Source organism: Segatella salivae DSM 15606, assembly GCF_000185845.1.
Classification (GTDB): domain Bacteria; phylum Bacteroidota; class Bacteroidia; order Bacteroidales; family Bacteroidaceae; genus Prevotella; species Prevotella salivae.
Genome location: NZ_GL629648.1, coordinates 6,493 through 21,321 on the forward strand (window position 1 = coordinate 6,493; position 14,829 = coordinate 21,321).

Genomic DNA, 14,829 nt, shown 5'->3' on the forward strand with positions numbered 1-14,829 from the left:
TAAACATATTCGAAGATGAGCAAACAAAAATGACTTTTACCGATAAATTTAGTCATTTTGGGTTGTTTGTGCACTTATTTCAGTGGAGCATATAGGTTAGAAAGTGGTTTATTTCCAATTTAATGATGATTCATCAAAAGTCTTTACACCTCGTAAGGTCATTGAAACGATGAGTAAAGAAAAGTCACTTTTTGACTAAAAGAAAGCTATCAAAAAATGTGATGTATAAGATAAAACATTGAAATAAAGTAAGATAGGTGAAATAAAAAGAATAAAAAAATACCTTTTTGACTAAAGGATGACCAAATTAGTAGGTATATTTTATAAGCAAAGAAAAATGCTTTTTTGACTAAGGATAAGTTTAGTTTGGATGAGATTAGATGCCTTTATTGTCAATAAATAAAGCAGATGAGCGGGAAAAAGCATTTTAGAAACATCTCTTTTTGACTAAAAGGGCCCGTTTTTCTGAATAGAATGGGAATTTTGTTTGAATCAAATGATAGAAACATCCCTTTTTGACTAATAAACGAATATAAAGAGATGGTTGTTCCATGAATGGTTCATTCTGATTTAAAAGCAATCTCAAGTAGATGTTGTTAGATAGAAAACATCCCTTTTTGACTAACAAACGATGATTTGATTTGTTATTTTTGAGTATATAAAAAGCTATGATTTAATTCATAAATTAATTTACATAATTAGCCTGTTTATGTCAAATATAAACATGAAAAGAAGGGTTTTTTAGAGAAATATGACCAAAAGTAAATTATGTTTACACGCACAAAAGGATGTTTTCTTGTAGTTTTTCTCTTTTCTTCTCACACAAACAATTTTATGCTTTATTTGAATTGAAAACATAACTAAAAAGTAAAGAATCACCCTTCTAAAAGCCTCTATTGTCTATTTATTATGTAAGAATCTCTATTATAGAATGCTTTTAATTCATTGATAATCAATAACTATGAGGTAAGATAAATCACTTTTTGACTAAATTTTAGTCGAGAAACCTCCCGAAATGACTAAATCTGTCTGCCAAAATGACTAAAAGCACAAAAGAAACCTCCCTTTTTGACTAAATGGTTTCTTGGCTTTAAAAAGGCGTTTGCTTTGTTTTGATTTTAGGAAGTGAATGAACATGGAGGCTGAAGGGGCGCAGATAGAGTGGGGGAGCGCGTGGTTTTTTAGCGATTCTCCCCTTTAACTATGTTAAAGGTAGCATATTGTATCTTAGTAATCATATAGGGGAAAGCTGCTCTTTACATGGAAACTCGTCTTTGTTTTCATTCATTTTATCGAGCGATTTACATGGATAGAAGGAATTTACTCCTTGAAATGGTCATGTTTCTCCCTTTTTGTTCTCTTATATTTACATATTGTTGGCGTTTCAAAGATTATGGGGTGATTTTGTTGTTTGCTTCAGAAAATAATCGTATCTTTGTCGTTAAATTCAATAATTAAGACAAAACGATGGACGAAAAGAGTGAGTTAATGACCATACAGTCCAACAATGTGACCTTCGGAAAGTATGATATCTCTTCGATACAAGAGAACATTCTCACCACGATTGGAGGCGCATTGCAAAACCATATGACGAATAAGGCGAGCATGTCTCACGACTTATTTAACGTTCCTTACATAGAAGTTAACTGCGATGAGATAGGGGGAAAGAACAACAAACGACGTGTACTTAAGGAGGCAAAAGACTTAATGAAGCGCGACTTTTCATTCCGTTGGTCTTATCCTAACAATGGACAGGCGGTGGAAACTACAGGAGTTATCATCACGACCATACATGATCTTAAGGGCACAAATATATTGAGAATCAACCTCAATGAATGGGCAATACCGTTCCTTATCTATTATGGTAAGGGCGTAGGAGGAACACTTTTCTCGAAGGAAATAGCCTTGGGACTGCGTGGAAAGTATGCAAAGCGCATCTATAAGATAATCTGTAGTCAGCGAAACCGCACGAGATTTGAATATGATATCAAGCAGTTTCGCCGGGATTTTGAGGTTCCTGCCAACTACGATAATGCTCATTTGCGGTCTAAAATCCTTGAACCTGCACGCAAAGCAATCAATGAATCACACTCTGATGTGACGTTTGAATATGAGCTGATTGCAAAGAAACGGAATCATAAAACAAAGCCCGTTGCCGACACGATTGTTTTACATATAACGCCGAAGTATATCGCTTTGCCGACGACAGACGCTGTAAAGGTGGAACGACAAAAGGACTATCAGTATGCGTATAATTGGATAAAGTTGGTCAGTGGGATTCAAGATGACCCAGCAATCATTAGTGGTGTCGACCAACTTCAACAGGAAGGCGGACTTAAAGCGTTTGTAAAGAAGTGCCAATATTACGATGATCAGCTTGTATCGGGTAAGTGTACAAAGCTTTATGTGCGTAATACCTTGGCCAAGATACTACGGGAAGACCATGGCATTCTTGTCACAGTGCATAAAGTTTAAGGTCTAATTATAAGATAAAAAGCATGCAAAAAGAGGATAACTACACATTTCTTACTCAGGAACCAATACCGAAAGTCATCGGAACAATGGCCGTTCCGACGATTATTGCGATGCTCATCACAAACCTTTATAATATCGTTGACACCTACTTTGTAGGCAAAATAAACACTCAAGCAACGGCAGCTGTGGGCATAGTCTTTTCGGTTATGTTCTTCATTCAAGCCTTTTCTTTCTTCTTTGGGAATGGTTCTGGCAACTATATTTCACGCGAATTAGGAAGTAAAAATAGGCGGAATGCGGAACAAATGGCCTCTACTGCACTCGGCTATGCCTTCATTTCATCGATTATTATCGTTGTTTTCGGCCTTATATTCTTAGATAAAATTTGTATATTCTTAGGCAGTACATCAACCATTTTGCCCTATACACGCCAATACCTTGGCATCTCTTTGCTCGGAATTCCATTCATTATGTGTACCCTTTGCATGAATAATCAAATGCGCTTTCAAGGCTATGCGCGATACTCTATGTATGGAATTGTGGTGGGAGCACTATTGAACTGCGTGCTCGATCCACTCTTTATATTCACCTTTAATATGGGAATTCGCGGTGCAGCTATAGCCACAGTGACGGGTCAAGCGGTTGGATTTGTCGTCATGTATGCCATGAGTCGACATAAAGATATCATTCATTATACACCGCGAAACTTCTCACATCGGGGGATGTTTATTAAGGAGATTATCGCTGGAGGCACCCCTTCCTTGTCACGACAAGGCTTGGCCAGTATCGCAACGATAGCCTTAAATGTCAGTGCTTCGCATTATGGTGACGCAGCAATTGCCGCAATGAGCATCGTCAATCGCATCACAATGTTTATCTTTAGCATGATAATTGGGCTCGGACATGGCTATCAACCGATGTGTGGTTTCTGCTATGGTGCGAAGCGATATGAACGTGTTAAGGCCGGCTTTTGGTTCTGTGTGAAGCTTGGAACAAGTTTTCTTTTCTTCTGGGCGGTTATACTTTTCATCTTCAGTGCAGAGGCAATAGAACTCTTTCGCAATGATTTCGACGTAATATCCATAGGTACTCGTGCGTTGAGATATCAGTTATTGACCTTCCCTTTGTGGTCTTTTATCCTGATGTCTAACATGATAATGCAGACCTGTCGAAAGACTTTCCGAGCCAATCTCCTTGCAGCTTCACGGCAAGGACTATTTTTTATCCCCCTGATTTTTATTCTTCCGCATTATTTAGGGCTTACAGGCGTGGAGATTTGTCAGGCATGTGGTGACTTTATTACTTTATTATTAACGGCTCCAATCATGTTTTTCGCTTTCCGAGAGATGCGTGTTTAAGGGGCATTTTGTTCGCAATTGAATATTAAGTACAATGAAAGAAAATACAGAAATGAAGGTAAAGATAGCCGTAGCCGGTACAGGTTATGTCGGTTTGAGTATTGCTACACTGCTCAGTCAGCATCATCAGGTGACGGCGGTAGATGTTGTTCCCGAGAAAGTTGAACTGATTAATCAACGCAAGTCGCCTATTCAAGATGAATATATCGAAAAGTATTTGCGTGAGAAACCACTCCAACTTCACGCTACAACCGATGCCGACAGCGCCTATCGAGATGCAGATTTCGTTGTGATTGCAACCCCAACAAACTATGATCCCGTGCGAAACTACTTCGATACTGTGCATGTTGAAGAGGTCATTGAACGCGTATTGCAAGTCAATCCCAATGCAATTATGGTCATCAAGAGCACGGTTCCAGTGGGTTATACCGAAGGAGTCAGACGGCGTTATGACAGCAACAACTTCCTTTTTGCACCCGAATTTTTGCGCGAAAGTAAGGCGCTTTACGATAACTTATATCCAAGTCGCATCATCGTTGGCCGTCCTGAAGACGAAGTTCTCAAGGAAAAGGCCCACCAGTTTGCGGCACTTCTGCAAGAAGGGGCTATCAAAGAGAACATCGATACGCTTTATATGGGGCTTACAGAGGCTGAAGCCGTGAAACTCTTTGCCAATACCTATCTTGCTCTTCGCGTGAGCTTCTTCAACGAACTCGATACTTATGCTGAGTCAAAAGGCTTAGATACAAAGTCAATTATTAGTGGAGTAGGGCTTGATCCGCGTATAGGTGCCTTCTATAATAACCCTTCTTTCGGCTACGGGGGCTATTGTTTACCGAAAGATACGAAGCAACTTTTGGCCAATTATGCCGATGTTCCAGAGAACCTTATCCAAGCTATTGTCGACAGTAATCGCACTCGTAAGGACTTCATTGCAGACAGAGTGTTGCGCAAAGCGGGTTATTATGATTACTATAATCATGGAGATTACGATGCAAAAGAGGAGAAAACATGTTGCATTGGAGTGTTCCGTTTGACGATGAAGTCACATTCAGACAACTTCCGACAAAGTAGTATTCAAGGCGTGATGAAACGCATAAAAGCTAAAGGAGCGAAAGTAATCATCTATGAACCTACGTTAGAAGACGGCTCAACTTTCTTTGGAAGTCTTGTTGTTAACAGCCTTGACAGCTTCAAAAGTCAGTCAGATGCCATCATCGCTAATCGTTATGATAGCTGCTTGGATGACGTAGAAGATAAGGTATATACACGCGATATTTTCCGCAGAGACTAAGTAATAATATTAAGAAATAACAAATGTCAAAAGCTCAATCTACACAGTTAAAGGGCATAGCTATATTAATGATGCTCTTCCTTCACCTCTTTAATCATTGGACTCCGGGTGAATATACTCCTTGGTTTTTTATTGGTGAAAGGCCATTGGTTTATATTTTATCTCGTGCTTGTAATCCCGTTGGTATTTTTTTAATGTTAAGTGGTTACGGCTTACATTATAGTTATACACATCATTCGCTGACAACAAAGGGACAAATCAAGCGTTTATTAAGGATTTATATATATTATTGGCTTATCCTTTTGATATTTGTTTCCATAGGACATTTTGTGGATAAAGAGAAATATCCAGGGAGTTTATGGGATATTTTGCTGAATTTTTTGAGTTTAAGCAACTCCTATAATAGTGAAACTTGGTTTTTATTTCCCTACGCCTTGTTGTCATTGACCTCACCTTTCATCTTTAGGTTGATAGATAAATGTGGTGTAAAATGGACTCTTTTCGCCTCAATTGTACTCTACTTCATTAGTGCTTACACTATTAGTAGATATATTGCACCAGCCAAAGCCTATCATACTTGGTATAATTTTGTGTTGACTTATTTTGATGTTCAAGTCTCTTTTGTTATAGGAGGAGCCTTCCATTATTATGCAAACAAAGGCAAAGGAAGTTGTACTTTCTTAGAAAATAAGCCATGGATAGCCGTGACTTTATTGCTTTTAACCTTTGCAATTAACTGCTCAATCACGTCATCTGCTCTCTCACCTCTATTCGAATTTATCTATGTTTTCATGTTACTTCACCTTTCATATAGTAGGGTAGTGACTTATATTTTAGAACATCTTGGGAAACAGTCTATGGTAATGTGGCTCACACATTCATTCTTTTGTTATCATCTTTTTCATGATTCAATCTATGGATTTAAGTACCCGTTATTGATATTTCTCGTTTTATTAGCTGTCAGTTATTCTGTTTCTTATCCAATAACTGCTATAGCTAATCAAGTAATATGTCGTATTCCTTTCTTACAAAAGAATAAATAATGAGGTTTCTTTCCCTACAACCACCTCAGGGAAAGAAACTAAATATTGTGCAATTACGTTGTATCAAAAGCGTGAGGTATCTGCTTCCTTGCGCTGTTTTTCCTTATAACCACCAAACTTATATGTGAAAGCGAGGCCGAAAGTGCGATAACAGGAGTAGTCTACACTAAGATTTTGACCCTTAAAACGCACGTAAGGGTCAATCATTGCCGTTTGGAATAGGTCGTTACAGAATAGGCGCAACGAAGCCTTTCTTTTCATAAAGGTCCATTGTGCACTAAGGTTCACGCTGCCTGATGACGGCAAATCATACGTAGCTTGAATGCTTTTAGAGCGTATCCAGGCATTTACTGAAAGGTTGATGTCAGGCTTTGTCGATATGGTTAGCGTGTTGTTTAATGTAACAGCACCCCATATTCTATGGCGATTGAATGGAATATCATAGAAGTTTTCAGCCTTTTGGTGTTGCCAAACACCTAATAATGTGAGGCGAGAGGACAACACTTTACCAAATTGTTGGGGGATAACCAGCTGCACACCTGCCTGTTGTGAGAAGTTAAAGTTAAGGTTCTTATAACTTAATGACAGCCTATCGGGTCGCTGATATACCGTTTGGATGAAGTAATTATCGGTATGAGTGAACCAGGAAACCAATTGATATTTGTTCTTCAAAAGATAGAGTAATTGCAGATTATACTCACTCAAAGGCTTCAAATATGGGTTACCTGTAATCTCACTATAGCCTCCATCATTGTATGTAGTGAATGGAGTCATTGTCCAATAATCTGGATATTTGCGTTCACTTCTTAATCCCAACTGCAGCAGGTGTCCTTCTATTGGGCGGTAAGTAAGGTTTAGTGTGGGATAGAAATGCCACTCATGCCATAACAAAGTGTGATAATATTCAGCGGCCAAAGAAGCCTCGGCAGAAAGCTTTTTGCCCCAAACCTTATTGCCTCCCACATAGAAATTCACGCTCTCTTCACGCAATCGGGTGAACGAAGACAATGGACTATAGCCTGTTGTAGAGTGTACTTGCGCATAGTTTTGACTGCCGTGGTTGATACTTGTGTTATAGATTGCCCCATAGTTTAGTCCCCATCCGTCTTTCAATTGATGCTCTTTTGCAAGATAAAATCTCCATCGGTTAACGCGTTGTTCATTATCGACAGCAACCTGCATTGCACCTGTTGGAATCGTACTTTGAAAGTTCTCATGTGATGGATTGTGATAGTATGTAAGCTCAGCACCTGCTTTTAGTCCAAAAGGGGCTATGTAATCAAGGCGCAAATTGTGTAGCCATTTGTGTTTCTTAAAGTCTACAATACTCATAATATCGCCTGTTGTTGTTTGCCGACTTGAACCACTTGTGTTGGCCAACTGATAGACTAAACTGAGCAAATGATTCTTGCTGAAGTTATAGTCCATGCCCAATCTCACGTTGTGACTATAGCCTTTATATCGGTTTTGCATAAGCGATGCGATGTGATGTGTTGTCCCATCGTTGAGCAAATGATGCGAATCAAACCCCGATGTGGTATAATTCTTTTGGTCAACATGCTGATAAAACAGGTCCAAGGCAAACTTCTTACTATTCAAAAGCAAGGTTCCGTGCTCGTCAAATGTTGGTTCATGGCTCTGCGACCATACTCCACCAAGCTCTCCTTGCAATGGAGTTGCATCGTCACCCCCATGTTTCAGTCTTATGTTTACTACTGCTCCACACGCTTGAAGCTTAGCCGGGGCGTTGTAATATACCTCTACTTTGTCTATCTTACTTGGTGGTAAGGCCTTTAAAAGAGCCGTAATCTCGTCGACGGAAAGCGTGGAAACCCTACCATCAATGATAAAAGTTGTGGCCAATCCCGCTAAGGAAAGTGTTCCATCTTGCTCCATAATGCCGGGTAATTCCTTTAAGGCTTCATAGACATTTGATGCACCTTTCTTCTCGATTAGCCTTGGAAGATCATAAATAATGGCACTCCCTTGTACTGTTGCAAGAGGTCTTTCACCTTTTATCATCACATCAGGAAGTGTGTGAATAACGCTGTCTATGCGCAGCGAATCAGTCTTTTGAGCACATAACTCAAGGCTGGAACATAAACAAATAACAATAAACAAAAGTCTCATAATTATGGTATTTAAACATGATTCACAACACAAAGCTATATAAAAATCTTTAATTTTACCCCCCCCTTGTTAAATTTAATATTATTTACACTTTGCTTTTAGGAGTTAAATAGCAACAATCAGTGTCTTAAAAGGAAACTAACCTCATGGCTCTTAGCAGGATAAGACAAGGTAAATGGTATTCAACACTATTATAAAAAGCCCCGTCTTATAGCATAAAAAAGGCGTCGAAAGTCATCCATATCTTTGACATTAAAAGCTGCCTGCCATGCTTCTGTTTTCTCATAAAAGCCAGGTTGTGTGCTCTTTTCCCTCACTCCATTTTGCAATATGCATCAAATGGTGTTGTGATTTGCGTCAAATCATCGCGTCTTTTGCGTCAAATTGCGCGGTCATTTGATGCAGTTTACAACGTGATATCTTTTATCTTGTTTCATGTTTTAACAGCTTCTTCAAAAATGTTAACGCCATTTAAAATCCTATAAATAAACAAATAGCGAAGTATAACACGTTATTTTTTTGCTTACTTTTACACAAAATATCATTCGAGGGTTATGCTTTCTTTTATCAGCATGCCTCATTTGGACACCTATGAAGCCAGAAAAGACGATAAAAATCCTTTATGCTTGGGCACTAATTTTAGTGTTCGCATCGTCTGTTGTGCTTAAAGGCTTCCACTATCACGACTCATCTTATCACGGCAAAGCAAAGGTTTCGGCAAGTCATGAAGCCTCCGTGAAACAGATATGTAGTGTTTGTGACTTTACAATGCACAAGGCAACAGAGGCCAAACCGCTTGTGTTTGTGCCCGTGGTAACCATGCATTGGATAGCCATCCACCTTTTCTCTCCGCAAACTGTCTATCGGGTTGTTGCCTCCATCAATAGCCATTCGCCTCCGACAGTAGGCTAATCTTCACCTTATAGCATAGGGGATAGGTGTGCGCGGACGTCAATTCGTGCAGCTTTTAGGTACCCCTTTCAATCGCTTCTCACGCTATTGAAGGGTTGAGAAGCCATTTATTGACACTTAATTTTTATTTTATGATGCTCAAAACTTACTTTGGGAAGCATCTGTTTACAGGCATTTTTCTTGCTTGTTTAAGCTGGTGTGTACCAATGCGGGCGCAAAACAATCAAGCAGATAAAGCCATTCATGACTCTATTTGCTTGCATGAAGTTGTGGTTTCTTCACGTCGTCAGGTCATGGGGGCTAATCAAGTGGGCAACCAAATCAATCAGACCACCATCACTAATGCCTTGGGACGTTCCTTAGGTTCATTGCTTGAAGGCGTCAGTGGCATGAGTTCCATCCAGACAGGAACCATCGTTTCGAAGCCCGTTATACACGGAATGTATGGCAATCGCATTCTAATGGTTAGCAATGGTGCCCGACTTACGGGCCAACAATGGGGCGATGATCACGCTCCCGAGATAGATAAGAACAACTATAGTGACATAGAAGTAGTCAAAGGAGCGGATGCAGTGAAGTATGGTTCTGAGGCACTTGGTGGAATCATTCTTATGCAACCATCGCCACTTCCCTATGGAATCAAGGGCTTACATGGCATGGTTTCGGGTCTATTTGGCACCAATGGAAGACGCTTTGGAACGTCAGGTTATGTTGAGAACAGCTTCAAATGGCGAGGTAATTGGGCGTGGCGTTTGCATGTAAATCATGAGAATGGAGGAGATAGAAGCACTGCAAAGTATTTGTTAAACAATACGGGTATGCGCGAGAACGACTTCTCTTTAACGCTGGGTTATAGTCATAATGCGTGGCGATTTGAAACCGGTTATAGTCTGTTTGCACAGAAAATAGGCGTTATGCAGAGTGCACAGATGGGCAATGAACAGCTACTTCAGGAGCGAATTAGACTTGGTCGACCTGTTGATTTCTCACCCTTTAGCCGATATATTGGCTATCCTCACCAGAAGATTAACCATCATACAGCGTGGGTAAAGGCTTTCTTCGACAACCAACGACTTGGAAATTTCACCTTCCAGTCAACGTTTCAACAAGACAATCGGCGTGAAAATCGCATCCGACGCATGAACCATTCCGACATCCCTACAGTGAGTTTGCACCTTAAATCGCTGCAAAACTCGCTCATTTGGAATAAGGGTTACGGCCAATGGAAGTCTGAAGCAGGAGGTCAACTCCTACTAACGGATAACCATAATGAACGTGGAACGGGTGTGGTTCCTATCATTCCAAACTATACCGAGGTAGCCTTTGGCGTCTATGCACTGCAGAAACTTACCGCCAATCGATGGGGAATGGAAGCCGGAGTGCGTCTCGATGGACAACAAACAAAGGCCGACGGCTATGACTGGACAGGCAATCGATACGGCGGAACGCGTGACTTCACGAACTTTACTTATAGTCTTGGCGCCCACTTTCACGTCAATCGGCGACTTAAACTCACGTCACATTTCGGCGTAGCTTGGCGCGCTCCACACGTTTATGAGCTTTATAGTAACGGCAATGAACTAAGTTCTGGCATCTTCGTTAAAGGCGATTCATCGCTTCGTTCAGAGCAAAGTTATAAGTGGATTACGTCAGTTAAGTATGCTGATTCGCATCTAAACATTCAATTAGATGGTTATCTTCAGTGGGTGAACAACTACATTTTTGACCAACCAACGGGTCGAAACATCACCGTAGTATCAGGAGCTTACCCCGTGTTTCAATACAGACAAACGCGCGCTTTCTTTCAAGGTGTTGACTTAGATGCCCACATCCGACCGATAAGCGCACTCGACTATCATCTTGTTTCGGCCATGATCTGGGCACGAGAGCTACCTTCTCACACTTATCTTCCCTACATTCCGAGTTTCCGTTTGACGCAATCGCTGACCTGGAAACTGCCAGTGTGGAAGGCGCTTCAACCCAAAATAAGTTTGAATCACCGCTTTGTTGCTAAACAAACGCGCTTCAATCCTGCCACAGATCTCATTCCGTTCACACCTGCTGCCTATCATCTCATGGGCTTCGAAGCCTCACTTTCCGTGCCCATGCGCGAGGGAATGTCACTCCGAATGAGTTTGATGGGCGACAATATCCTTAATCATGAGTACAAGGAATACACCAATCGAAGCCGCTATTACGCCCATGACATGGGACGAGATGTGCGCTTTATCATTACATGGAACTTCTAATTAAAACATAAAACAATGAAAACAATAAATTTATTCAAAAGTATTTTGGCAGTCGTTGCTATTGCTTTGACAACGATTATGATAGGATGTAGCCCCGAAAAACCTGAAAACGAGAAGGAACACAAACTGCATGAAGACCCTGTTCGCGCAGTTTTCACGCTCCAAGAGGGTACACTCGATAATGCCGCTACCTTTGACAAACAACCCAAGAAGGCTGATTTCAAGGCATCTTCAGTACCAGCTCAGGTGATAGAATGGCAGACTACAGCCGGCGAAGGATGGCACAGAACCAGCCAAATAGAGGCCTTCAACGTGAAAAACTGCATCGATAATCCCAACGTTGTCTATCTGTTGACGATGCAATATTATAATGCTAAGGGAGAAATGATGAACAGTCAGTTCTATAATCTCGGTCAGGATAAGATACATCAACACTTCTTTTCTACCTACAAACGCGTGCAATATAATGGTCAAACAAGTTCCGTTCGTGTCACAAACAAGGCAGATTTGCCCTACGATTACCGCTATATAGACGAACTTAACGGCACTTTCATCGGCGAAACTAACCCAATGGGCTTCGATGGTTTAATCAAATTTGTCAAGCCCGGCAGGCATTTTGAACTCTCGGTCGACTTACTTCATGCCGCAGAAAGCAAGTTTGGAGCCGATGGAAAGCCTTCACCTTTCTACAATCCAGCACCAAAACTCCTTAGCACTGGCCTCTGGGATATCAATGTTAAGTTGCCTATTATCGTCGATGGAGAGTCAAATGAGGAAGCAACGCTTGACCCTTCACTCTTTCAACCGGCTAAAATGACAATCGAAATCTATAATGGTCACCTGCACGGAACATACGCTTTTCACCAAAATTCAGTACCAAAGGAACTCCAATACATTGGTAAGAACTATAAACTTACCTACACTTTGAAAAATGGAAAGTGGGTGGCTGATGCACAAAATCCGTCAAGTGTAAACCTCATGGGTAGCGATGAAGGACATTATGTGTCTGCCTTTGTCTTGCGATATTACGACAAAGCGGGTCACGATATCACTTCAAAGATTATAGATAATGGCGAAGATCAGCATTATCAACACTTCTTTTTAGCCGACAATATCCGTCCTTCGTATGGCGGAAAGAAGGAGAATGGCGACACAAACTCACCCGACTTCTTCTCTTATTACTATTGCGATACAACGCCATGGGATAAGACTAACAAGTTCGATGGAGCCAAATTTACGGGTGAAAAGAATCCCATTGGACTGAAAGGTTACTTTATTTTCAAGCATACCCACAAGCAATTTACACTTAAAATTAACTTGATGCGTGCCCGAAATTCTAAGTTCTCAGATGGTAAAGCGAGTCCTTTCTATCAGCCATCTGCTACACAACTGAAAGAAGAAGCATGGATGCCATCAATCAATGTGCCGTTAAACATCTACATGAATAGTGATGAACGGGAACTCGATGAGCATGTATATGACTTGAGTTTAGACCAGATAAGTGGGGAGCCAAGCGCCTATTCTGCCGAAGATTTGACTTCAATCTACTCGCTCATGAAGGCATTTGGACTGACCGATATCAAGGAAGCAGTCCGCGATTTCTGGTGGAATCTCAAGGGAGATGCCAATCCCGAGGCAGGAAGTTTCTGGTTTTAATAAGCTTAAAAGCCCTTACCCACAACCCCTCTCCAAAGAGAGAGGGGAATAAGATGCTTGTAATGAACACACGATTCGATTGTCGTTTAAAGCACAATCGCTCTATTTTCTAAGCATCTTATTTTCCCTTTATCTTATAGAGTGTTTGTGGGTGAGCGCTTATTCTATTTGCTTCATTTTACGGCTTGCCGCAGGTCATGGCCTAAAATGACGCAAATCATCGTGTCATTAGACGCATTTCACACGATGAAATGACGCAGATTGCACGGTAAAATGACGCAAATCATTTCGCGTTTTCATTCTTGTTGGTCAGTGATTTGACGCTATTTATATAATAAGTATTATGATAAATCATATTTATCATAACCAAATTAAGTCATCAAAAGAGTGCGTTCATCGTGCCCTTTTCGTTATCTTTGCGAGTAATATGAAGATAATTCGCAACCGATTCATTCCATTTAAGGGCTTCGAAGCCATGAATTTTATGGGTATTTTGTTTTGCCGCAGCACGTCAACGCTAACACCTGAGCTGCTGTTGCATGAGCAAATACACACTCATCAGATGCGCGAAATGTTGTTTGTCGGCTTTTATCTATGGTATGTTTTGGAGTGGTTTGTCCGCCTTTTCAAGCCTGGTAATGCCTATCTTAACATCAGTTTTGAGCGTGAAGCCTATGCCCACATGAATGAAGCTGACTATCTTCAGCGAAGAAAACCATACAGTTGGTGGCGTTATCTCTAAACTTACACCTTATTATATATAGGTAGAGATAATGTTCCTGAAGTTCAAACATCGTGCTTATGGTAGGAAAGTGCGTGCCGTTTTCCGTGAATTGATAGCGCGTTGATACACGTTTTATAAAGAAATGAAGGGGAAACAAGATGGAGAAAGATAACAAAAAGTTGCACAAAAAGGCCGAAGTGTGAAATTATTCCCTATCCCGTTAAACCGTCTAAAAAGTTTTTAAGACTTGTGGGATGACCTTAATGAACTCTTAACAAATGTAATTTCAGGTTTTCAGATACGGCATTTTTTTATTAATTTTGTGTCAATCCTAAAACCAAAATAATGAATTTCAAGAGAATACTAACATTATCTTTCCTTTTGATAGCAGCCTTTTCGTTTGCCTATGCAGGTCAACCGACAACCTCAGATGCTGCTCCTGACAATACAGAAGATTATTGCGACCACGCTGAATTCGAGGCCCTTTTCAACGTAAGAGGCTCAGATCTCATCACGAAAGCTAAGGACTTTATCGGTACTCCCTATCGTTATGGTCACTCGAGTCCATCGGGTTTCGACTGTTCGGGCTTCACAAGTTATATCTATAAATGTCTAAACATCTCGTTAGGTCGGTCAAGTCGCGACCAATGGAAACAGGGATTATCGGTCAATAAGGCTGAAATTCAGGTGGGAGACCTCGTGTTTTTCGGTTCAAACAAGCACAATATTGGTCATGTAGGCATTGTATGTGAGGTGTCAGATGACGGAACTTTCAAGTTCATTCATTCCAGTTGCAGTCATGGAGTGACAATAAGCGATAGCGAAGATGGCTATTATTCTCACCGTTATCGAGGCGCAAGACGAATCTTAGAAGGTAGTTTTGTGTCGTAATGACATGCACATTGCAAAATAAAACGAAGATCTCGACGAAACGAAATAAAATAAAATATACGGAAAAAGCACTTGACAGCCAACGCTTGTCAAGTGC

The 14,829-nt window shown here is 40.6% G+C and carries 10 protein-coding genes; 9 read left to right on the forward strand and 1 reads right to left on the reverse strand.

Annotated features, from left to right (window positions below):
* Positions 1-1,467 precede the first annotated feature (1,467 nt).
* The 4 genes from HMPREF9420_RS13730 to HMPREF9420_RS12445 are packed head-to-tail and all read left to right on the forward strand — an operon-like array spanning position 1,468 to position 6,170.
* Entirely contained in the window at positions 1,468-2,475 is a 1,008-nt protein-coding gene (locus HMPREF9420_RS13730) for a replication initiation protein (protein WP_007136086.1), read from the forward strand.
* 23 nt (positions 2,476-2,498) lie between these two features.
* Entirely contained in the window at positions 2,499-3,833 is a 1,335-nt protein-coding gene (locus HMPREF9420_RS12435) for an MATE family efflux transporter (protein WP_007136087.1), read from the forward strand.
* A 52-nt stretch (positions 3,834-3,885) separates the two neighbouring features.
* Positions 3,886-5,127, forward strand: coding sequence for a nucleotide sugar dehydrogenase (locus tag HMPREF9420_RS12440; RefSeq protein ID WP_044079291.1), 1,242 nt, complete (start codon positions 3,886-3,888; stop codon positions 5,125-5,127).
* A gap of 23 nt (positions 5,128-5,150) precedes the next feature.
* Positions 5,151-6,170: an acyltransferase family protein gene (locus tag HMPREF9420_RS12445; RefSeq protein WP_007136089.1), complete on the forward strand. Its 1,020-nt coding sequence runs from the start codon at positions 5,151-5,153 to the stop codon at positions 6,168-6,170.
* Positions 6,171-6,233: 63 nt separating this feature from the next.
* On the opposite strand, the gene HMPREF9420_RS12450 is transcribed toward HMPREF9420_RS12445, so the two are convergent.
* A complete protein-coding gene (locus HMPREF9420_RS12450; RefSeq protein WP_007136090.1) occupies positions 6,234-8,300 on the reverse strand; it encodes an outer membrane beta-barrel family protein in 2,067 nt (688 codons plus the stop codon).
* A 591-nt stretch (positions 8,301-8,891) separates the two neighbouring features.
* Between HMPREF9420_RS12450 and HMPREF9420_RS12455 the strand changes: the two genes are divergently transcribed.
* From HMPREF9420_RS12455 to HMPREF9420_RS12475, 5 genes are all read left to right on the forward strand, one after another.
* A complete protein-coding gene (locus HMPREF9420_RS12455) occupies positions 8,892-9,212 on the forward strand; it encodes a hypothetical protein (protein WP_007136092.1) in 321 nt (106 codons plus the stop codon).
* A 131-nt stretch (positions 9,213-9,343) separates the two neighbouring features.
* The gene (locus HMPREF9420_RS12460; protein WP_007136093.1) at positions 9,344-11,461 is read left to right on the forward strand and encodes a TonB-dependent receptor; all 2,118 of its coding nucleotides are present in this window, start codon (positions 9,344-9,346) and stop codon (positions 11,459-11,461) included.
* Between the two features lie 15 nt (positions 11,462-11,476).
* Complete coding sequence (locus HMPREF9420_RS12465; protein ID WP_007136094.1) at positions 11,477-13,117, forward strand: hypothetical protein; 1,641 nt, start codon at positions 11,477-11,479, stop codon at positions 13,115-13,117.
* 427 nt (positions 13,118-13,544) lie between these two features.
* Complete coding sequence (locus HMPREF9420_RS12470) at positions 13,545-13,859, forward strand: hypothetical protein (protein WP_044079288.1); 315 nt, start codon at positions 13,545-13,547, stop codon at positions 13,857-13,859.
* 327 nt (positions 13,860-14,186) lie between these two features.
* Positions 14,187-14,732, forward strand: coding sequence for a C40 family peptidase (locus HMPREF9420_RS12475; RefSeq protein WP_007136096.1), 546 nt, complete (start codon positions 14,187-14,189; stop codon positions 14,730-14,732).
* Positions 14,733-14,829: the final 97 nt, after the last annotated feature.